The sequence below is a fragment of the Streptomyces triculaminicus genome (assembly GCF_017349075.1).
In the GTDB taxonomy this organism is placed as follows: Bacteria; Actinomycetota; Actinomycetes; order Streptomycetales; family Streptomycetaceae; genus Streptomyces; species Streptomyces triculaminicus.
The window spans coordinates 28420-48910 of record NZ_JAFMOF010000001.1 but is presented as its reverse complement, the minus strand read 5'-3'; the positions used below and the strand labels follow the sequence as shown (position 1 = coordinate 48910).

15 protein-coding genes and 5 pseudogenes are annotated in these 20491 nt (G+C 69.0%); 13 read left to right on the top strand and 7 right to left on the bottom strand.

Annotated elements, in window-relative coordinates:
• Positions 1-490 precede the first annotated feature (490 nt).
• The 5 genes and pseudogenes from J1792_RS33785 to J1792_RS00270 all read left to right on the top strand — a co-directional run.
• Positions 491-951 (top strand): annotated as a pseudogene (locus J1792_RS33785) (WGR domain-containing protein); the annotation flags it as partial.
• A 142-nt stretch (positions 952-1093) separates the two neighbouring features.
• On the top strand, positions 1094-1804 hold the full coding sequence (locus tag J1792_RS00285) for a FadR/GntR family transcriptional regulator (protein WP_207246382.1): 711 nt from the start codon (positions 1094-1096) through the stop codon (positions 1802-1804).
• On the top strand, positions 1761-2792 hold the full coding sequence (locus J1792_RS00280) for an MFS transporter (protein WP_242645399.1): 1032 nt from the start codon (positions 1761-1763) through the stop codon (positions 2790-2792). Before J1792_RS00285 ends, J1792_RS00280 begins: the two co-directional genes overlap by 44 nt.
• Entirely contained in the window at positions 2701-6219 is a 3519-nt protein-coding gene (car, locus tag J1792_RS00275) for a carboxylic acid reductase (RefSeq protein ID WP_207246381.1), read from the top strand. The genes J1792_RS00280 and car overlap by 92 nt, the downstream gene beginning before the upstream one ends.
• An 897-nt stretch (positions 6220-7116) precedes the next feature.
• Positions 7117-7925: pseudogene (locus tag J1792_RS00270) on the top strand (IS701 family transposase); the annotation flags it as partial.
• Positions 7926-8253: 328 nt separating this feature from the next.
• Here the strand turns inward: J1792_RS00270 and J1792_RS00265 are convergent.
• Positions 8254-8796, bottom strand: a complete 543-nt coding sequence (locus J1792_RS00265; RefSeq protein ID WP_207246380.1) for a GNAT family N-acetyltransferase — start codon at positions 8794-8796, stop codon at positions 8254-8256.
• A gap of 130 nt (positions 8797-8926) precedes the next feature.
• Positions 8927-9345: pseudogene (locus tag J1792_RS33780) on the bottom strand (IS5/IS1182 family transposase); the annotation flags it as partial.
• Here J1792_RS33780 and J1792_RS00255 point away from each other — a divergent pair.
• Both J1792_RS00255 and J1792_RS00250 read left to right on the top strand, forming a co-directional pair.
• The gene (locus tag J1792_RS00255; RefSeq protein WP_207246379.1) at positions 9324-9686 is read left to right on the top strand and encodes a hypothetical protein; all 363 of its coding nucleotides are present in this window, start codon (positions 9324-9326) and stop codon (positions 9684-9686) included. The pseudogene J1792_RS33780 and the gene J1792_RS00255 overlap by 22 nt on opposite strands.
• Positions 9683-9970, top strand: a complete 288-nt coding sequence (locus tag J1792_RS00250) for a hypothetical protein (protein WP_207246378.1) — start codon at positions 9683-9685, stop codon at positions 9968-9970. The genes J1792_RS00255 and J1792_RS00250 overlap by 4 nt, the downstream gene beginning before the upstream one ends.
• An 85-nt stretch (positions 9971-10055) precedes the next feature.
• Here the strand turns inward: J1792_RS00250 and J1792_RS00245 are convergent.
• Positions 10056-10331: pseudogene (locus tag J1792_RS00245) on the bottom strand (alpha/beta hydrolase); the annotation flags it as partial.
• A gap of 202 nt (positions 10332-10533) precedes the next feature.
• Here J1792_RS00245 and J1792_RS00240 point away from each other — a divergent pair.
• From J1792_RS00240 to J1792_RS00220, 5 genes are all read left to right on the top strand, one after another.
• Positions 10534-11163 (top strand): DUF6461 domain-containing protein, encoded by a 630-nt coding sequence (locus J1792_RS00240; RefSeq protein ID WP_086566873.1) that lies wholly within the window; start codon positions 10534-10536, stop codon positions 11161-11163.
• Positions 11164-11387: 224 nt separating this feature from the next.
• On the top strand, positions 11388-12971 hold the full coding sequence (locus J1792_RS35275; protein WP_086566872.1) for a NucA/NucB deoxyribonuclease domain-containing protein: 1584 nt from the start codon (positions 11388-11390) through the stop codon (positions 12969-12971).
• A gap of 290 nt (positions 12972-13261) precedes the next feature.
• On the top strand, positions 13262-13828 hold the full coding sequence (locus J1792_RS00230; protein ID WP_086566870.1) for a hypothetical protein: 567 nt from the start codon (positions 13262-13264) through the stop codon (positions 13826-13828).
• 56 nt (positions 13829-13884) lie between these two features.
• The gene (locus J1792_RS00225; RefSeq protein ID WP_372446050.1) at positions 13885-14028 is read left to right on the top strand and encodes a hypothetical protein; all 144 of its coding nucleotides are present in this window, start codon (positions 13885-13887) and stop codon (positions 14026-14028) included.
• A 467-nt stretch (positions 14029-14495) separates the two neighbouring features.
• The gene (locus J1792_RS00220; RefSeq protein WP_207246377.1) at positions 14496-15443 is read left to right on the top strand and encodes a helix-turn-helix domain-containing protein; all 948 of its coding nucleotides are present in this window, start codon (positions 14496-14498) and stop codon (positions 15441-15443) included.
• An 88-nt stretch (positions 15444-15531) separates the two neighbouring features.
• Here J1792_RS00220 and J1792_RS00215 read toward each other — a convergent pair whose 3' ends face one another.
• Positions 15532-16554: an outer membrane protein assembly factor BamB family protein gene (locus J1792_RS00215; protein WP_207246376.1), complete on the bottom strand. Its 1023-nt coding sequence runs from the start codon at positions 16552-16554 to the stop codon at positions 15532-15534.
• Between the two features lie 257 nt (positions 16555-16811).
• Positions 16812-17162: a beta-ketoacyl synthase N-terminal-like domain-containing protein gene (locus J1792_RS00210; protein WP_242645509.1), complete on the bottom strand. Its 351-nt coding sequence runs from the start codon at positions 17160-17162 to the stop codon at positions 16812-16814.
• 1061 nt (positions 17163-18223) lie between these two features.
• Here J1792_RS00210 and J1792_RS00205 point away from each other — a divergent pair.
• Positions 18224-19048 carry a hypothetical protein gene (locus J1792_RS00205; RefSeq protein WP_307842848.1) on the top strand — a complete coding sequence of 275 codons (825 nt, stop codon included), beginning with the start codon at positions 18224-18226 and terminating at the stop codon, positions 19046-19048.
• 27 nt (positions 19049-19075) lie between these two features.
• Here J1792_RS00205 and J1792_RS00200 read toward each other — a convergent pair.
• Positions 19076-19243, bottom strand: a pseudogene (locus tag J1792_RS00200) (diiron oxygenase); the annotation flags it as partial.
• A gap of 85 nt (positions 19244-19328) precedes the next feature.
• Positions 19329-20369, bottom strand: coding sequence for a vWA domain-containing protein (locus J1792_RS00195; protein WP_207246374.1), 1041 nt, complete (start codon positions 20367-20369; stop codon positions 19329-19331).
• Between the last annotated feature and the right edge of the window lie 122 nt (positions 20370-20491).

The window sequence follows — 20491 nt, the reverse complement described above, 5'->3', positions numbered from 1 at the left end:
TTCTCACCCGGGTGATGAGAGAAGAACATAGCGCCACCCCGGCATCAATCGACATAGACGAACTCTGTCGGCTGTCATGTACCTCGTCTTTCGGCTTCGACCGCTGGAAGGCCGACGCGGCCCGGAAACGCTGGGGCCACTGGAGGCTCGCCCGGCCCGACGAACGCCCCGGTCCAGGGGCCCGAGACTGGTAAGCGCGCATGTTGAGGTGTCACGTATTCGAGGCTGAAGCCAACCAGTCATCACGTTCAGTGAGCATCTTCAGTCGCCGCCGCACCGGTGCGGGCGTCATCCGGAGGCTGTCCGGAGAGCGAGACGCTCGGCCGGCGCTCGCTCCTACTGCCGAGAGCATCCACTTGCTTGTGCCGCTCCTGGTCCTGGCCAACAGCGTTCTCACTCCCGCCGTCATGATCGCCTTGGCCGCCCGGCACGTCCACCACGTCGGCTCGGGCCGCGGCCAAACCGCCCGACCAACCGCCTGACCACGGTGCGGCTGTCCAAGGCGAGTGGCGCGATCGAGGCGGTGTACGCCTGTGACAGCGCGGTGTACTCGTGTGCGACCTCGCCCGGCGGCCGGTTCGTGTTCGCCGGTGACGCCTCCTCCTCTGTCTACTACCTCGCCCAGGACAGCACGCGGCTGTGGAAACCCGGCTGCACCGTGCCGCCTGCCCGTGACGTTGAGCTCGCCGCCGCCCTGTTACGCGTCCGCGACCGCACCGACGGCGGTGGCCGCGGTGCACGCGGTTCCGGCCGGATCGATCGTCGTCGAGTGCGTCCAGGACGTCGGCCGGCTACATGTCCACGTCGTCTCCGAGGGCTGCGACGCCTCCTGGAACGTCCAGTTCCCTCGCGCGATACGCGAGGCCCGGTACCCGTTACGCCGTGGATGCCCTCCACCCGGCGGCAGGCGGCTTCTGCCGGGTCCGGGGTGACATCCGTCGTCTGTCCTGACCGGGCGAGGTGAGTCCGGTGAGGGAGGCCGTCGGCTGGCGCTTCCGCGGCGAGGGGCCAGCCACACGAAGCGCGGACGTGGCGGTCTGACCACGAGAAGTACATGATGTTCAAATGTCTGATGTTTGTGTAGAGTGCTTCCATGAAACGCATCAGCGCACCGCGGCGGACCGCCAGCCTCTCCGCTCAGCTCGTGGACAGTCTCCGCTCCCACATCGAGTCGGGCGGGTGGCCGGTGGGGACGCGGATCCCGCCGGAGCAGGCCCTCATCGAGGAACTCGGCGTCGGACGCAGCACGCTGCGGGAGGCGATCGGTGCGCTGGTGCACCTGGGTCTGCTGGAGCCCCGAGCCGGCGACGGCACCTATGTCCGCTCATCGAGTGAGCTTCAGTCGGTCATGGTACGGCGGGCGAGTTCCGCGCAGCGGGACAAGGTGCTGGAGCTGCGGACCGTTCTGGAGGAGTACGCCTCCGGAGCCGCGGCCCTGCGCCGCGACGAGAGCCAGTTGCAGCAGCTGCGGGACCTGCTGGCCGACGCCGACGCGGCCTGCGCCGGTGAAGACACGTCCGCGGCCACGAACGTCGACGCGCTGTTCCACCGGGCCGTGGTCCGGGCGAGCGGGAACGACCTGCTGATCGAGATGTACGACTACCTCGGTACGGCGCTCACCTCGTCCTTGGGGGGCCTGCCCTGGGACGCCGTCCACGCCGAGGAGCACGCCCGCCTGCACCGGCGGCTCGTCGACGCGATCGAGGCCCGGGACGCGGGCGGCGCCCGTGCCGCGGCGGCCGCGATCGTCCAGCTCACTCGTGACCACGAGACCGGCGCACCACGAGCAGTGGAGGACCGGTGAGTGCGCGGCCGGCTTCCATGTCCCGTCAGCACTCCGCCGCCGGCCACCGGCCCGCCCCGCCGTGTCGGCCGGGTTCGTCATCGCTATCTGCCTCGTGGCGGCGAACCTGCGCACCACTCTCACCGGTGTCGGCGCGCTGCTGCCGGAGATCGAACACGGCAGCGGCCTGACATCGAGCTGGGGCGGGCTGCTGAGCACTCTCCCGCTGCTGACGTTCGCCGCGACGTCGCCCCTGGTCGCCCGGGCCTCCCACAGGCGGTCCCGGCTCGCCTGGCAGGTCACCCTCTTCATGGGCCTGCAGTCCCTGGCTTTCTACACCGCCGTCACGTGGCTGCCCAGCATACTGATCGACCGCGGTACGAGCGGCACCGCAGCCGGATGGATGCTGTTCTACTACCAGGTCGTGTCTCTGGCGGCCAGCAGCCTCCTGCCCCTGCTCACCCGGAGCCGGCACGACCAGCGCTGGACCGCGGCCGGGGCCTCGCTCCTCGTGGCAGCCGGCTTCACCGTACTGGTCGCCGCCCCCGCGCTGTCCGTCCTGGCGTGCACCCTGCTCGGGCTCGGCGGCGGCGCGTGCCTCGTCCTCGCGCTGACGTTCCAGAGCCAGCGCGCCGACAGCGCCGGCGAAGCCGCCGCGCCGGCAGGCATGGCACAGTCCATCGGCTACCTCGTGGCGGCGGCCGGCCCCTACTCCTCGGCATCCTGCACGACACCGCGCACCGCTGGACGCTTCCGCTCATCGTACTGGCTGTCCTCGGCACCGCCACGACGGTCGCCGGACACGGCGCGGGACAGGACCGCCACCTGCGTCAGCCCTCCCGCTGGCACGAACACCCTGCCCACACGGCAACGCCGCCCACCCGAACAGGCTTTCACGGCCGCAAAGGAGATCACTCGTGTCCCACTCCCGACCCCTCGCCGTCGAACTCGGCGCACGTACCGACCGGCGAAACGCCCACCTGCACGCGACCGACGCGCAGTTTCGTGACACCGCGCCCCTGGACGCCGTCACCGAGGCGATCCGGCGGCCGGGACTGCCGCTCGCCGCCCTGGTGGCCACCGTGATGAAGGGGTACGCGGACCGTCCCGCCCTGGGCGAGCGTGCCACGGAGCAGGTCACCGACCCGCAGACGGGCCGTACCACGCTGCGCCTGCTGAAGCGGTTCGACACGCTCACCTACGGCGAACTCTGGGAACGGGTGGGTGCGGTGGCCTCCGAGTGGCGGCACCACCCCGAACACGCGATGGGACCGGGTGACCTCGTCGCCGTTCTCGGGTCCACGAGCGCCGAATACACCGTGGTGGAGCTGGCCTGCATCCGCTCCGGCGTGGTGTCCGTTCCCCTCCAGGCCGGTGCCTCGGCGTTACACTTGGCCCCCATCGTCGAGCAGACCGGACCGCGCCTGCTTGTGGTGGACGTCCACCACTTGGAGGTCGCGACCGAGGTAGCGGAGAACGCCCCCTCGCTGGGCCGGATCATCGTCATCGGCCACCGCTCCGAGATCACCGCCCACCAGGAGGAGCTGGACTCCGCGCGCGGCCGGCTCGCGGCGCAGGACCGGGGCGTCACTCTGGATACCTTGGCATCGGTCATGGACCGGGGAAGGACGCTGCCGTCGCTCGCCGAGGTTCCCGACGGGTCGGCAGCCGACGCGCTCAGCGCACTGATCTACACCTCGGGCAGTTCCGGTATCCCCAAGGGCGCCATCTACACCGAGCGCTTGGTCAGGCAGTTCTGGATCGATTTCGTACCCGGCCAAGCGGTTCGGCCCTCCATCGTGCTGAACTACCTGCCCTTGAGCCACATGATAGGGAGGGGCGTACTGTTCGGCACGCTCGCCAAGGGAGGCCTCGCCTGCTTCACGGCGTCCAGTGACCTGTCGACGCTCTTGGAAGACCTCTCGCTGGTCCGGCCCACCGAGTTCCTCATGGTTCCCCGCATATCCGACATGCTCTTCCAGTACTACCGGGCCGAGTTGTCCCGCCGGACCGAGCCGGACGGCGATGCGACCGAGCAGGTGATGGAGGAGTTGCGGGAGAAGATCATGGGCGGCCGCCTCCTGTGGGCCGTCAGCGCCTCCGCTCCGCCGAGCGACGAGCTGACAGCGTTCGTCGAGAACTGCCTCCACGTCAGGCTGCTCGACGGCTACGGGTCGACGGAAGCCGGGATCGTCTCCCTCGACGGCCGGGTGCTGCGCCCGCCGGTGACCGACCACAAGCTGGCCGACGTGCCCGAGCTGGGATACTTCGCGACCGACTCACCGCACCCCAGGGGCGAACTGCTGATCAGGTCCGACCGGCTTGTCCCCGGCTACTTCCGGCGCCCGGACGCCACCGCCGAGGCCTTCGACGAGGACGGCTTCTACCGCACGGGCGACATCATGGCCCGCGTCGGCCCCGACGCACTGAGGTACGTCGACCGCCGCTCCAACGTCCTCAAGTTGTCACAGGGCGAATTCGTCACAGTCTCCCGCCTGGAGGCGCTCTTCAGCGGCAGTCCATTCGTCCGGCAGATCTTCCTGTACGGCAACAGCGCCCGCGCCTACCTGCTCGCGGTCGTCGTGCCGACGAAGGACGCCCTCGACCGCGCCGACGGGGACCCCCGGCGCATCAGGCCGGTCCTGCGGGAGTCCCTGCAGAAACTCGCCACCGAGGCGGGACTGAACTCCTACGAGATCCCACGAGACTTCCTCATCGAGAGCGAGCCGTTCACCCAGGAGAACGGACTGCTCTCCGGAGTGCGCAAGCCGTTGCGGCCCGCCCTGACGAAGCGATACGGCGAGCATCTCGAAGCGCTGTACACCGAATTGTCCGACCGTGAGGCCGACGAACTGCGGGCACTGCGCCGGCTCGGCCCCGACCAGCCGGTACCGGAGACCGTGCTTCGGGCCGCACAGGCGCTTCTCGGGCGGCAAAAGGGTGACGTGGAACCCGGCGCACGCTTCCTCGACCTCGGCGGTGACAGCCTCACGGCACTGTCGTTCTCCCAGCTGCTGAAAGAGATCTACCGCGTCGATGTTCCTGTCGACGTGGTCATCAACCCGGTCAACACGCTGCGGCGGGTGGCCGACCACATCGAGCGGGCGCTCGCGTCGGAACACCGCCGCCCTACCGCCGACAGCCTCCACGGCCCTGACGCGACACCACTCGACGCGGCCGACCTACGGCTGGACGCGTTCCTCGACGCGCGGACCATCGCGCGGGCCGAAAGGCCGGCCGGTCCGCTGCCCGCGGCCCGGACCGTGCTGCTGACCGGCGCCAACGGCTACCTGGGTCGTTTCCTGTGTCTCGAATGGCTGGAGCGCGTGGCGGAGCGCGGTGGCACACTGGTGTGTGTGGTCCGCGGCTCCTCCGCCGAGACAGCCCGGGCACGGCTCGACGCGGCCTTCGACAGCGGCGACCCGGAACTCATAGAGCGCTACCGCAAGTCCGCCGCCCGGCATCTCCACGTGATCGCCGGCGACATCGGGGAACCGAACCTCGGACTCGATGACAAGACCTGGCAGCGACTGGCCGACACCGTCGACCTGATCGTCCACCCGGCGGCACTGGTCAACCATGTCCTGCCCTACGACCAGTTGTTCGGTCCCAACGTACGGGGAACAGCCGAACTGATCAGGCTCGCGGTCACCTCCCGAATCAAGCAGTTCACCTACCTGTCGACGGTCGCCGTCTTCGGGAAGGAGGCAGCGGCCGACGAGTCGGCGGACATCCGCACCGCCTGCCGGACACGCGACCTCGAAGGTGATTACGCCGACGGTTACGCGGCCAGCAAATGGGCCGGCGAGGTGCTGCTGCGCGAGGCGCACGAAACGTTCGGGCTGCCGGTGGCCGTCTTCCGCTCGAACCTGATCCTCGCGCACCCGCGCTACCGCGGCCAGCTCAACATCCCGGATGTCTTCACCCGCCTCCTGCTGAGCCTGCTGGCGACAGGCATCGCACCCGGCAGCTTCTACGCCCGGGGCACCGGGGACGGCAGTGCACACTACGACGCCCTCCCCGTGGACTTCACCGCGCGGGCCATCACCTCGCTGGGCGACGACGCACGAGAGGGCCACCGGACCTACAACGTTGTCAACCCTCACGAGGACGGCATCTCCCTCGACACGTTCGTCGACTGGCTGGTGACAGCCGGGCACCCCCTGACACGTGTCCAGGACCACGCCGAGTGGCTCGACCGTTTCGAGACCGCCCTGCGGGGTCTGCCCGACCACCAGAAGCAGCATTCGCTGCTTCCTCTGCTGCACGCCTTCGCCGAGCCGGAGAAGCCACTGCCTGGGTCCGCCCTGCCGGCGGACCGGTTCCGTGCGGCGGTACGGACCGCTGCCCTCGACGAGGAGAACGACATCCCTCGTCTGTCACCGGCCCTGATCACCAAGTATGTGGCTGACCTACGGGCGCAGCGCCTGATTTGACGCAGCCGTCAGCTGACGCAACCCGGCCACCCTCGCCTTGGGCTGGGTCGATACGTAGGACACGCTCCCAGGGGGACTCACTCGGAAGGCTGGTGCCGGTGCGTGGGCGGTGGCGGTCAGGATGAGGACGGCTTGGTCGTCGTTCGTGCCGTCGCCGCCGGCGAAGTCGGCCCTCGGACTGGTGGGCTCGCATGTTGAGGTGTCGCGTTCCTCGGTAAGAGCCGGTCTGGGTGCCACCGTGTGTGGTCGCCGGGGGAGTATTGGGCCCACGTGCCTCCGGCTTCGGTGACCACCGAAACGGGTCGTGCGGCCCAGGTCGATGGAGGTCATCCATAACCTCGCGGAGCGCATGAAGAGGCCCGGGTGAATGACTGGTTCAGTGAAGTTCAAGGGCAACTTCGCACGCGAACCAGATGACGCTCTCGGCCGACCTCGCCGACGCCCGGCACTACCTGTACTTCACCCGGAGTCCGTCTGGGCTCCCCATTACCTCGAAGGCGGTTGCGCGGTGTCGGTAGTCGTGGTTCCAGCAAGGGAGACGTCGGCGACCTTCGCGGTCAGCTTGTCGCTGCTGGCTCCGGCAGTGGTGTCGGCTTCACCCCGCTGCACGAGACGCTCGAGACCAGCAGCCTCGACCACTACCACCGCCTGACCGCCCTGTTACGCCGCCGCAGAGCCGTCACCAGCAACACTTCTCGCCCAGCTCCTAAACGTCACCCGCACCAACCTGTCCAACCAGTTCCAAGACGGCCACCGCCTCCTGGACCTGCACCGCGTCGCGGTCACTCCGCTGTCCGGAAGCCCAGCCCGCACCCTCGCCCAACTACTGGGCCGCCTACCGTCACGCGACAATACCTACACAGATCGATTCTGACAGTTATTCCGACATAGGCCCCGGGCCGGACCGAGAACTGCCAGGTCGGGGTGTTCCTCGCCTATGCCACCGACTGCGGCCGCACCCTCATCGACCGTAGGTTGTATCTCCCGGCCTCGTGGACCGATGACCGCGAACGGTGCCGCCAGGCCGGCATCGACGATGATGTCGGCTTTGCCACCAAGGTGGCTATCGCCAAGGCCATGGTCCGCCGGGCGATCGAGGAGAAGATCCCGTTCGGGTGGGTGACCGCTGATGACGCCTACGGTTTCTCCAAAGGATGGCGGACCGAGCTCGAGCGGGCCGACGTCTTCCACGTCATGGCCACCACCCGGCACGACACGGTCGTGACCCGCTGGGGCCATGGACCATCCCGTTCACGATCTGTTCCACGGCCTGCCGCGGCAGAGGTGGAAGCGACGCTCGTGCGGAACGGGCGCCCACGGACCCCGTGTCTTCGACTGGGCCCGCGTCGAGGTGCGTCCCTGGCACCGGGAAGACCGGCAGCACTGGGTGATCGCCTGCCGCAGCGTGAGCCGGCCGGACGAGGTCTCGTACTGCATCGCCTACTGCCCCGCGGGCACCACCCTGGACCAGCTGCATCGCCGGCGCCAGGTGGGCGGTCGAAGAGTGCTTCCAGACCGCCAAAGGCCAGTGCGGCCTGGAGGACTACCAGGTCCGCTGTTACCCCGGCTGGCACCGCCACATCACCCTTGCCATGGCAGCCCACGCTGCCCTGACCGTCCTGCGGGCTCGGGAACTCGACACCGGGAAAGCAGAAACGGATCCCCCGGCCTCATCCCGCTCAGCCTCCCCGAACTCCGACGCCTGATCCACCGCATCACCAACCGCCGACCCGCCTCGGTCGACCATGTCCTGCGCTGGTCCCACTGGCGCCGCTGCGGGGGAGTCGGCGACCCTGGGCGATGCCGAGCGCAGAAGCCAGACTTCGCTGACTCATGCCCATACGCAACCACAGACGGCACAGACGGATTGCGGGTCGTCCTCCAGAAGCGCCGAAGGCGGCACCTCCAAGGCGGAGACGAGAGCTGGCAGGGTGCGCAGCGCATGGGCAACGAAGCCGGCGGCATCACGACTGCCCACCGTGACTCGCCCTCCCCAGGACATCCGCTGCGAGGCTACCGTCCTCGTGGCCGCCATCAACGAGTGGTTGTGACGTACTGGTCCGACGACAACTCGAACACCCGTACTCGCCGACCGTAGGTGGGATTGACGGTCTCACGGACCGGATGCATTCCCAGTTTGGTCATGATCCGTTCGGAGGCGTCGTTGCCCACTTGAGCGATGCTGACGATCCGCTCCAGCCCTCGCTCTTCGAACCCGAACCGTACAGCGGCCGCAGCGGCCTCGGTGGCCAAACCCTGCCCCCAGTGGGAACGTCCCAGCCGCCAGCCGATCTCAACCGCCGGCAGTACCTCCGGCAAGAAGTCGGGCACTGAAAGGCCGGTGAACCCGGCCAGCTCGCCAGTGGACCGGATCTCCACGGCGAACAGGCCGAAGCCCTGTGACTCCCACTCGCTCTCCCATGCCTGGACCCCGCTGCGAGTCTGCTGTTCGTCACGGACGCTGCCGTCACGGATCCACCGCATGACCTCGCGGTCAGCATTGACGGCAGCCATGGGCGCAACGTCTTCCTCGCGCCAGCGACGCAGGATCAAACGGGGAGTCTCAAGCGTGACCATCCAATCATTCTGGATCACGAATGGGCTCTCCGCCATCCTCACCAGGCACTTACGATTCACGCTCTAAAGATCTTCTCGTAGCCGGGTAACTGTGCTGTGATGGCAAGGGTGTTGTGGCTCCCTGGTCGGATCAGCCGGTGAGGGCGAGGTTGTGCATGTGGGCGACGCTGCTGGTGGCCCAGCGGACGCCGTAGCCCTTGAGTCGGCAGTCGCGGAGGATCTTCCAGTTCTTCATGCGGGCGAAGACGTGCTCGACACGTGCCCGCACCCGCCGGTGGGAGGCGTTGTGTTCCTCCTTCCACCGCTCGAGTCGTTCCTGTCCGGCTTTGCGGCGGTGCAGTCGTTGTGGTTGCCGGGCAGGGGCCGGCCGACGGCGAGCGCGAGCTTGGCGTGGGCCTTGATAAGGACCTGCATGTTCGCCGGGTAGCGGTGGTTCTTCGAGGGGGCGGCGACCGACCGGTCCCGAGTGGGCACCAGCGTTCCGTCCACGACGAGCACGTCATTGCCGCCGGGCCTGCGCTTGGGGGGTGCGAGGGTTAGCAGCGGCCCGTGCCGTTGGGCGATCCGGCCGACCGCTGCCGGGCTGGACGCCGAGGAGAACCGCCGTCGCCGAGCTCGCGCCGGCGTTCGCGGCCGGGCCGGCGCTGGCGTACCTGATGCCGACCTTCCACAATCCCCTGGGCGCGCCGCCGCCCCCGCCGTTGGCCGCGTACGCGCCGCGCGGCGCGACCGTCCTCAGCGTCGGCTCGGTCACCAAGACGATCTGGTCGGGCCTACGGGTCGGCTGGCTCCGGGCCCCCGCGCCGGTCGCCGACCAGATAGCGCGACTGAAGACCCTCGCCGACCTGGGCAGCCCCGTGCTGGACCAGGCGCTCACCGCCCGGACTTGAGCCGGCCCAGGCCGCCGGACACCGAGCCGCTCCGCCGACTGGCCCACCTGGAGGCGGCCCTACGCGCCCGGTTACCCGACTGGCGGTGGCGCCGGCCGGACGGCGGCTCGGCGCTGTGGATCGAACTGCCCGACATGGACGCCCGGGTCTACGCCCAGGTCGCGCTGCGGCACGGGGTGGAGGTCGTGCCGGACGCGACGCACATCCGGGTGCCGTTCACCCTCCCGGCGGCGACGCTCACCGAGCTGGCCGAGCGGCTCGGCCGGCCCTGGGACAGCCGGTAAGTCCCAGGCCCTGCCCTCGACGTGCGGCGTCCTGGCCGACACCGCCTGCCGTTCTACCGTTTGCTGCCGGCCTGACGGCCCGGCCTCACGTCAGGTGCCGGGCGAAGAACCGGGCCGCGTCGTCCACCTCGAACCACGGGGTACCGGCGTGCCCGCCCAGATTGGCGTGCAGCGTCTTCTCCTTGGTGCCGAAGGCGTCGAACAGGTCCAGGGCCGACTACCGTTCCGTCCCTTCGTCCTCGCGCAGGGTGCCGGGCACGAAACCCCCGGCGAAGAAGGCGGCGGCCGAGATACGCGGCTCGACCAGCGCCAGCCGGATGCCGATGGCGGTCATCCCGTCGTACCCGACCGGGCCGCCGACCGGGCCGCCGAGTGGTCGCGGCAGCGGCAGCTGATCCTCGTTGCAGGCGTCCCGCATGTCCGTCGCGGACGTCCGGGCTTGCTGCGGGCGGGCAGTGCAGCCGGCGTCAGCCGGGCGGCGGCGATGGTTCCTCCCGGGCGTCCACGGCCGGTACGATCCCGACCGGCCTGCCCTCGGACGGCCGACATCAAGGAGGTCCCCGGTGAACGACCCGGACCCGCTGAATCTGGTCGAACGCTATGGGGAGGGTTGGTGCGTGACCCTGGCGCACCGTCCGCTCGCCGAGGCGCTGGACGCCATGGGTGTGCCCGCTGAGCGGCAGACCGAGGTGGACGCGCCGAACGGGGAGGGCACGGACGTCGATCCGCCTCCGCTGCTGGCCGCCCGTTCGCTCCCGGACGGCTGGACGCTGGTGGTGGAGACCTCCGGCATGACGGGCTGGAGCGGCGAGCGCGACGACGTGCTGGAAGCACTCACCGAGGAGGGCGGGCGGGCGTTGGCCGTCGTCGTCGACCCCTCGGTCGACGTCGTGCTCTACGCCGAGGACGGCGAGGTGGTCCTGCGCTTCGTGCCCTCGCTCGCGGAGCTGGAGGGCTCCGGGGCCGAGCGGTTCCGGGACCGGCTGGAGAAGGCCGGGTTCTTCCTCGACGAGGACGGCTCGCTGCCCCCGGAACTCGATGACCTGCCGGGTGGCCGGCTCGCCGTCCACGGCGCCGAACTCGTCTGGGGCCGTCGCCTTACCGCCGACATGTTCGACGGCGCGGCCCCCTGGATCGGGGGAGAGCCGATCACGGACACGGTGCCCCCAGCCGAACTGGCCGAAAACGACTGATTGACAACGGCGGGCCGCTCGCCTCCGGCACCTTCGGCTTCGTCTTCCACTAACGTGCTCGAATCGACCCGCACAGGGGGTCGTTGCGAATTCGAAGGCCCCCTTGCGTGTCGAGGCATGTCATGCGCACCTCAAAATTCGCACCCGAGGCCATCCGGCCCGCTCACCCGGACCGGTGAGGAGCGCACTTCACGTCAGTGACGTCAGCGAGACAGGAGTGCACCGTGCAACCCTTTCGCAGAGGCACCGTCCATCACGCCAGACTCACCGTCCGCGGCTCTCTCGCCGCCCTCGCCGCCACGGCGGTCCTCATCGCTCCGACCCTCCTCACGCCCCCCGCGTCTGCCGCTGACGGTCCCGCCACCGCGTATCGCAACACCCTGAACAACAGCGGCGGCCCCAAGCCCATGCCTGCGAACGCGCCGGAGGGCGCGGCCGAGCGGCCCGTGACCATGGACGTCGGCATATCCTCCGAGGACCTCGAGCGCGTCCGCAACGGACAGCGCCCCAAGGGCACCCTCGGCACACAGCCCCTCCGGACGCTCGGCGAGACCGTCCCCGCGGAGTCCTTCACCGAAGCGGCGGCCGCGGCCCGTGCCCAGCTCAAGATGCGCTACGAAGCCCGCTCTGCGGATGACGTCCCACCGTCCTCCCGCCCACCCGCCGAGATCAAGGACACCCCCAACGCGGAGCTCCTGAAGGAGTGTTTCGACGGCAAAGCCGACAGCGACTACGGCAACTACGTCAACCGCTACACGTACTGCCAGAGCCGCAAGATGACCATCCGCTTCTTCGAGATCAGCCCCAACAAACCGCCCAAGTACCACGCCACCACCCGCTTCGTCTATGAGCTCTTCGCCCAGGGCGACAACAAGAACCGCCACATCCGCGTGTTCGGCCGTATGAAGCCGGGTTCGGCGGACTACGACTGGCCCTGGTACGACGACCTCCTCCAGACCCCGAAGATCATCAAGATGACCATGACGGGGGAGTGCGACGCCCCCGAACAGGAATGCAGCGGCCTCAGCGGCTCCCCGAGCCTCCCCTTCGGCTCGTGGAACAGCAACCGGACCTGGTTCGCCTTCGACATCGCCGACAGCTCGGGCTCGGCCGGCACCGCCCAGGGCCGCGACAAGATCTCCTTCAAGCGCTGGTACCTCGGATTCAGCGCCAAGGGAGAGGGCTACGAGACCATGCTCCCCGGTCGCAGCTCCGCACCCCTGATGCGCTGCGACTCCGGCCAGTACTTCTCCCCGGCCCAGAAGAACGCCTGCGTCTTCCCCGGCTCCCTGTCGATCCTGAACTACTACGCCACTCCCGGTTCGCCCACCGAACAGGTCGGCAAGCACATCGCCGACGCCCAGTACACCCCCGACACCACCTACCCTCGGACAGCCCCGGCCGGAACCCCGAACCCCCGCGCCAAGCGCATTCCCGGCGCGTACTTCAACGCCCCGCTGCACCGCATCACCGAGGCCGACCCCGAGTGGAAGACCAACAACGCCCACAAGAACGCGGCCTGCAAGGACCGCGGTGACTACAAGGGCATGGGCCTGCCCCCGGAAAAGCAGCCCAAGAGCGGCCAGCAGTGCGACGAGTACCCCTTCCGCACCACGCTGGAAGGCGCCGCGAGCAAGGACTGGGACTTCTCCGTACGAGCTGTCGACCGCTCCGACAACGCCAGCGCGGGCAGCCGCCTGAAGCTGTACGTCCTGCACGAGCGGATCCTGCGCTGGGACGCCGGCCTCGCCGACCCCCAGCGGTCCAACGACGCCTACTGGGTCAACATCCGCTACTCCACCCGCTGACCTCCGCCCCCGGCAGACCTGGCCGATCCGGCCGTCCCGGCCCGCCCCCGTCCATCCGACGGAGGCGGGCCGGGCATCAGCGACGTCCGCGAGTCCTGTCCGGTGCGTGTGCGCGCAAGGCGGGGAATAACGGGCGTACGAGCTATGCCGGAGGCCGCCGGACAGGCGGAGACGGTGGCGCGGTCGAGGCGCGCGACGGGCCGTGACGGGCGCTGGGCCGGACCTCCGATGCCCCGGAGGGACGCGGTCGGCGCTTCTCCGTTCCCGGACCGGATATCTAGACTGCTGGCATGGTTTCGGGGGGCTGGGGATGGTTTACGACTGTCGCGTCGATCCTGATCGGCCAGACCACGGTTGTGACGATGGGCTTCATCAACAACCGCTCCCAGACCAGGCGGGAGGCGCGGGCCAGGCTGGCCGAGCAGTACAAAGTGATCACGGAACGCCGTGAGACGTTCGAGCTGGCCCAGCTCGTCGAGGTGAACACCCTGCTGCGGAACGCCATGGCGTCCCTCCATGCCTTCGGTTCGGCCAGGCGGCACTACCGGTCGCGCCTGGGGGAGGACCCGGCCGCGTCGCCGGAGACCTACCGGCAGCCGATGCTGGACGCATCCGCCGCGTCGGACGCCGCTCTCGACGCCTTGCGGTCCCAGATCGGCTTCATCCTGGCGGATGACGTCCGGGCGCTGGCCGACGCCGCGGAGAAGGCTCTGACGATGGCCGCGGCGAGCGTCCTGCTCGACCAGTCGATCGACTCCGGCACCCTGGGCGCAAGGGCCAATGCGGCGTACGAAGCCCTGGCCGCCCGGCTCCGGGACATCTACGCGACCCGAGAGTCGGCTATGCCGAGCGCTTAGGGCCTGCCCGACCAGGGGAGTGACAGACCCACCCGAAAAACCCACATGCCGGAGTCATGCTGTCCATCCCGGTCGATAGCGGCCGCCTCGACGAGTGGACCCGGATGATCGGCACCAACATCACCGGCGCCCTGTTCATCATCCGCGCCTTCACCGCCGGCCTCGTCGCCGCAGCCACGGACGGCCGCTCCACCGACTGAACCTTGCGCCAGGTGATGGTCCTGCCGCCCGCCAGGCGTGACGCCCCTCACGCAGAACCGGGCGCCAGCCGTCCTTCTCCGTATGATCAGTGACGATTGGCTGGTGCATCGTCGGCTCGTATATACCGTCTCCGCGATAGGCGGAGGTCACTTTGCCGGTGCCGCCGCGAGCGTAGGCGTTTCCTCCGTTGTACGAGGCGGCGGAGGCCGGTGTCGCGGTCATGAAGGTGACCGTGGCCATCAGCGGCACGGTGACCGCCAGTATGCGTGAAGTTCACAGGCCTGCCTTTCGCGAATCCCTCTGTATGAACCTCAGCAGCTCGCAGCCCGTGGCGTAGCTCGCCCCGGGGCAATGGTTCGAGCCGTCCGGGGCAGGGGGCTGGATGTCCGGCCTGGTCGGGCCACTGTCCGGAGTCGGTCCGGACAGAGAGGTTGTCCGATGGCATGCCCACAGCAACCATGTGGGCATGGGGAGCCAGGGGGAGCCGGATCCGCACGCCGCGCGGGATGCCGCCGAGTTCGTAGCACTGCTGAGGCAGTTGAAGGAAGCAGCAGGCCTGACTTTCCGGCAGGTGGAGGCGCGCGCTGCCGAGTGCGGTGAGGTTCTGCCGCGCAGCACGCTTGCCGATGTGCTGCGGCAGGACGCCCTGCCGCGAGCGGAGCTGCTGGCGGTGTTCGTGCGCGCGTGCGGGCAGGGGGATCATGTACAGGAGTGGCTGGCGGTACGGGAGCGAATCGCCTCACAGCAGATCGCTTCACAGCAGCAGGACCCGTCCCCACCACGTAAGCAGGGTCGCATCGGCAGGTACAGCCGGGCACTGGGCGTCCTGCTGGTGCTGCTGGCACTGGTGGGCGGCGGCGCGTACCTCACGGTAGGGAGGAAAGGCGGCGGCCACGGCACGGCGGAAGGCACGACCGCCTCCAGCGGGCCGCCCGCCCTCGCACCCGGCACGTACCGCATCCGTTCGGCCGTCTCTTCGCTGTGCCTGTCCGAGCGGGACGGTGAGGGCACGGGGAACGTCTACCAGGCGGACTGCCGCAGCAGCATCCCCACGTACGCGCTGGAGGAGGCGGACGGCGGGGCGTACCGGATCCGCAGCCTGCACCCGGTCTTCGGGTACGGGTGCCTGGGTGTGGGGAACGGCAGTTCCAAGCGTGGTGCGCAGATGATGGACGACTACTGCGGTCACCGCGGCGTCGCGGAGAGTTTCCGGTTGCGGCGGGAGGGGACGCCGGCGGGCGGGTACCGCGTCATGCCGCTGCACACGGGGGCGTGCCTGTCGGTGCCCGGCGGCTCGAAGCAGCAGTGGGCGCCGGTGCTGCAACTGCCCTGTGCCGCCGCAGACGCGGGGCAGGTCTTCCGCTTCGACCCCGTCGCCTCCCCGCGCGCGATCCCCACGGTCAGCAGCAACTAGCCAGCCCGCACCGCAGCCCGCTCTCGACGTGACATCACAGGAGCCGCCTCTTGGGCAGCGGCTCTCGTGAGATCCGCTCGGCATGAGCTCAGCCGGGGACGGCCGTCCCGCCGGCCCGGTAGACGTCGATCGTCCGGGCCGCGTGGTCGTAGACCAGGCCGTAGCCTTCGTTGACGAGGGTGGGGGAGACGGGACCGATGTCCGTGCGGAGGTCTTGGCCCGTACGGGCGTCGAGCGTCATGGCCTGATCTACTTGGGCGTAGACCACCCCGTGCCACGCCGCGGTGACGACGGGCGCGACGCGGTGCGCCGACGCGTCGGGCAGGCGCCACAGGACCTGTGCGGTACGTACGTCCACCGCCCATACGACCGCGTCGCCCGAACCGTCGGCCCCGGCGCAGACCGTCGTGCTCCAGCCGTCGTAGCGGCACCTCTCCAGGGACGTGTCACCCGAGTTCAGACGGGTCCCGCCGGTTGCGGGGTCGATGAGCAGGGTGTTGCCCGCCTCGGTCCCGTCGGCCCAGGTCAGTCCGGGGCCCGGGTCCGCCGTCCGGGCCTCGCCGAGTCGAAGATCCCGCTGCCACAGCCGAGTGCCGTCCGAGGCGGACTTGCCCGCGAAGTCACCGTCACCGCGCACACCGACGGCCACCGACCGCTCCAGGTCCACCCCCTTGAAATCGGGGTCGGTCCAGATGACCCGGCCGGTTCGCGTGTCGAGCAGGGCGGACAGGGGCGGAGTCGTCGCGTAGCCCTCCTCGTACGAGGCGACGAGCACATGCCGGGCGTCGGCGCCGACCACATGGGGCACCGCCTCGGAGTCCACGGCGACCGTGTCACCGGCGATCTCGCGCGTCCACAGACTCCTGCCGGTGCCGGCGTCCAGGGCGATGACCGTGATACCGCGCCGGCCGGCATCGGTCCCCTCGCCCCGTTCGACGGTGGCGAAGGCGCCGATCACCGTGTCGCCGACCAGGCGTGGTGCCTGTGCGACGGCGGTGCCCTCCGGTACGGCCGTATGCCAGGCGAGGTCACCGGAGTCCAGCCGGAAGGCGGTGACATCGACGGCGTCCCGGTCATAGGCATACGCCCGGTGCGAGCCCAGCGTCACCACGTCGCCGGGATCGTCCTCGTCGGCCGGAGAGGGCCAGGCCCCCTGGATCCTGGCGCTAGGAGTCTCAGGAAAAGCCCCAGCCGGGACTTCCGGCCTCGTCACCCCACTGTTCCCGGCCGGTCGCCCGCCGCCGCACGCGGCCACGACGCACAGCAAGCCGGCAACAGCGAAGGCCGTACGCAGCCGACGCCGAACAACATGACGCTGAACAACACGACACCGAACGATGTGACGCCGGTTCGCGGAATCCACGGAGCTCATGGACACCACAGGGTGGCAGAAGAGTGATCCCGGCGAAGCCGTCTCCCAGATTGTTCATCGAGAAGGACCGGCTGCACCACCTCCCTCTGCAGGCCGCCGTATGAGGTGCCCGCGTCGTCCAGCGCCTCCACGGCCGGCTCCAGCAGCAGCCGGTGCTGCGGGTCCATGCGGGAGGCTTCCTTCGGGGAGGTCCCGAAGTAGCCGGCGTCGAAGCCGCCGAGGTCGTGCAGGAAGCCTCCCGCGGCGGTGTAGCTCTTGCCAGTGCGCGGCATCGATGTGTCGACGAAGCGACGGGCCTCGAACCGGTCGGGGGGAACCTGGCCGATCTGTTCCCGTCCTTGTTCCAGGGCCGTCCACAGCGAGTTCAGGTTGTCGATGCCCCCCGGGCAGCCGGCATGAGACGCCGACGACCGCGATGGCCCGGCCTGCCGGACCGGTTGCCGGTTGGTGCATGGCAGCCACCTCCCTCACGCGTGCCGGAAGCGATCTCTCCGGCGCCGTGGCGTGGTGAATCGATCCCCCAGGGGACTACCCCCACGGAGGGGCCCGTTTCACCGAAACCACAGGTCGCACTGCTGTCTGAGCAGGACGGCAGGTTGGTTTCCGTCCGGGGTGAGGACCTGGTGACTGCGCCGGGCGCGATGTGAGTGGAATACGTGAACGCCCCTCGGTCCGCCGCGGTCGGTTGATATGACGGGCGGGGTGTCGGGGGAGGTGCCGTGGGAATGAGGCGAAAGACCGCGCACGGTATAGCTGCCATGGTGCTTGTGGCGATGGTCGTGGTGGGTGGCTGCGGGAGCGAGGACCGTGATCCCGCGTCCGGGCCGCGGGGGACCAGCGACGGTTCGGGTGAGGGCATCCCGCCGGTTTCCCCACCCGTCACGCGTGCGTCACGGTATCCGGGGTGGGGTCCTGGGCTGACGGTCGCCCCTTCTGGAGGGGCTGCCACACGGCCCGCGACTTCGCGCCCGACCGCAGGTGAACGCCTGTCCTCGCCCGGAGGCCAGGGAAGTCCTTCTCGCAGCGGCCCGGACGAGGGCATTCCTCCGGTGTCTCCTCCACCGTCCACGAAGAGGCCCGGCGAGTGGAACCCCAACCTGCGTCCCACCCCCACCCCGAATGCCCCATCCGGGCCGGTTCCCCGGCCTGGGGCCACGCGCCCCGCGCCCGCTGGAACGTGACGGGCCATGACCGTCCCCCGGTGCCGGGGCCTGGCCGCTCGACGGCGAGACGTCTGGGCCTGGCGCGCTTTCTCCGCAGCCGCCCCACCCCGCCTCCGGCCCCTCCTCCCCCTCCGGCTGGGCCATCGCTGCCACCGGCGGCACCGATGTCACCGGTGGGACCGCCGCCCCGGCCACCAGATCCCGGCTCCCGATCCGGCGGAAGAGTCGAGATCCTCAACGCTGTCGTGGCGGCAGGTTCGTTCTGTGCCACTTTGATGTTCTATGCCGGCGCGGTGGGCAGCAGCTCCTATTACGCGTATTTCCATGTGTCCTACGCGTCCCTGGGGCTGAGCTTCTCAGAACTCGCGCTCGACAGCCTCCGGCTGATCACGATGCCGGTGCTGATGGGTTTGGCGTTGGTGATGCTGGTGCCGGAGCTGCCCGCTTTCCTGGGCTCTCTGGGCCTGCCGGATCGGTGGGTCTTTCGGGCCTGCCGTCTGGGCCATCTCGCAGCCGCCCGGTACCCCTGGTTCGTAGTGTCCGGTGTGTTGCTGATGGTCCTGTGGCCTTTCATAGCGCCGCTGCGATGGACGGCGCCGCTGCTGGTCGCGTCCGGGCTCCTGCTGGGTCAGACCCGCGCCGCACAACGGGCCGGACGCGGACCGGTGAGCGGGCGGCCGGGCGGAGAAGGGGGCGGGCGGCGGGCTCTGACCGTAGCGTTGGCAGGTTTGTTCGTGTTGTGGGCGGTTGCGCTGTCCTCTGGTCGGCAGGGTGAACAGGAGGCGCGGCAGGTCGAGGAGCGGCTGGTGGAGCGGACTTCCGTCGTCGTACTCAGCACCGATCCGCTGGCTTTCTCCGGCAGCCCTCGTCCTGGGATAGAGGATCTCGGCAGGGAACGGCATTACCGCTATCGCTATACCGGGCTGCGTCTGCTGGTCGAACGGGACAAGCGGTACTACCTGTTGCCGCTGGGCTGGCGTCACCGTACTGACCCAACCTATGTCATCGAGGACGACGACAGCATCCGCATCGAGCTTCACCCAGGGGTGCAGTTGGGCCTCGCAGGGTAACGGGCCGGGGGAGGCCGGGCGGTCGGCTCAGGCCGGCGGGCCAGGGCTCTTCCACAGCCATCGTCCGATGCTCCTCATGAGGCTGATGTCGTCGAGGAAGTCGGTCAGCTGTTTGGCGCCGGCCTGCATCACCTCGCGCCGGTGGCCGCTGGCGCGTACCGGGGCGACGGCCTCGTGGCGGTCGAGGCTGGTGTGTCGCCTCAGGGTACGGGGTCTGCCCAAACAGCTTGCTGTATGCGAAGGAAGCCCCGCCGGTCGGACCGGCGAGGCTTCCAAGGCATCAGTTCATAAGCAACAGCCGCCTGTTCGGCACCAGCTTCCGGTTAACGCTGGTGCTCTGCACGAAGATGGTGTAGTCGTCGTTGTGGTCCGGCTTGACGCGGATTTCCGTGTCCGGCAGGCCGAGCAGGGTTCGGGCTTCGGGCCCCGTGTATACCCGGTCCGTCTTCTTCTCCAGTACCGCGATGTGCTTGCGCGCCTGGATTTTCTCTGACTTGCTCAGCTGGTAGTACGCGCAGCCGGTGCGGTAGGTGTGCCCGCATTCGGTGACCCAGGCCCGGATGGCCGTTTCGCGGTCTACCGGGATCAGCTGGTACTGCGACGGATTCACTGGGGTGAGACCGGCTGCCTTGATGGTGTCCTCATTGACCGCCTGTGCACCCGTGGAGAATACCGCCCGGGATCCGCGGATGCCCTGGGAGCGGCCGACCATGAATTTCTCGGTGGCCTGTTGGATGACCTGCCCGGCTTCTTCCAGGCCTTGTGTGCTGGTGGCGTCCCAGATGGCGATGTTGTCTTTCGGGAAGCCGCACTGCATGGCTTCGCGCTTGCCCATCTGGTCCGGTACAAGGACGGCCAGCGTCCAGTTGTCTTCCTGTGTCTCGGTCATCTTGGCCACGGCCTGCACCAGTTCACGCGGATCCCTGGCAGGGGCATCCGGGCAGCGGTGGCTCGCGTTCTCCTGGCCATCGGTCAGTACGAATGTCAGGAAGCTGTGGTCGCCGTACAGTTGCGCAGTCTGTGCCAGCTCCCGCTGCGACTTCAGCGTGGCCGCCAGCAGTGCCGTCATTCCGCCGACCCGGTACAGCTGCTTCAAGGATGGCATCCGCAGCACGTCCTTGTCGTAAATGACGCACTCCACCTTGTCCGCGAAGACGTACACCGTGACGCGGGTTTCCTGATCGAGTTCCTTCGACCGGCGGGCCAGATAGGCGATCTGCTGGTCGGCGACTTCGACGACTTTGCGGCTCAGGCGTGACATGGACGAACTGGCATCCAGTACAAGAGCAACGTGGTTGATGTAGTTCTGGTTTCCGGACATGACCGCTCCCCCTTTTTCCGACTCGATGCTCAGATCCTCTCACCCACCACTGACAATCGACCTTGGACGCCAGACGGGACGCAGACCGCCAGGGGTGGGGGAGGGGCTTTCTCGCGACGGGG

Coding starts and splice junctions, on each gene's coding strand:
- J1792_RS00230 (WP_086566870.1), top strand. CDS start 13,262: ATGGTTTCGGGGGGCTGGGGATGGTTTACGACTGTCGCGTCGATCCTG.
- J1792_RS00225 (WP_372446050.1), top strand. CDS start 13,885: ATGCTGTCCATCCCGGTCGATAGCGGCCGCCTCGACGAGTGGACCCGG.
- J1792_RS00285 (WP_207246382.1), top strand. CDS start 1,094: ATGAAACGCATCAGCGCACCGCGGCGGACCGCCAGCCTCTCCGCTCAG.
- J1792_RS00265 (WP_207246380.1), bottom strand. CDS start 8,796: ATGGTCACGCTTGAGACTCCCCGTTTGATCCTGCGTCGCTGGCGCGAG.
- J1792_RS00220 (WP_207246377.1), top strand. CDS start 14,496: ATGGGGAGCCAGGGGGAGCCGGATCCGCACGCCGCGCGGGATGCCGCC.
- J1792_RS00195 (WP_207246374.1), bottom strand. CDS start 20,369: ATGTCCGGAAACCAGAACTACATCAACCACGTTGCTCTTGTACTGGAT.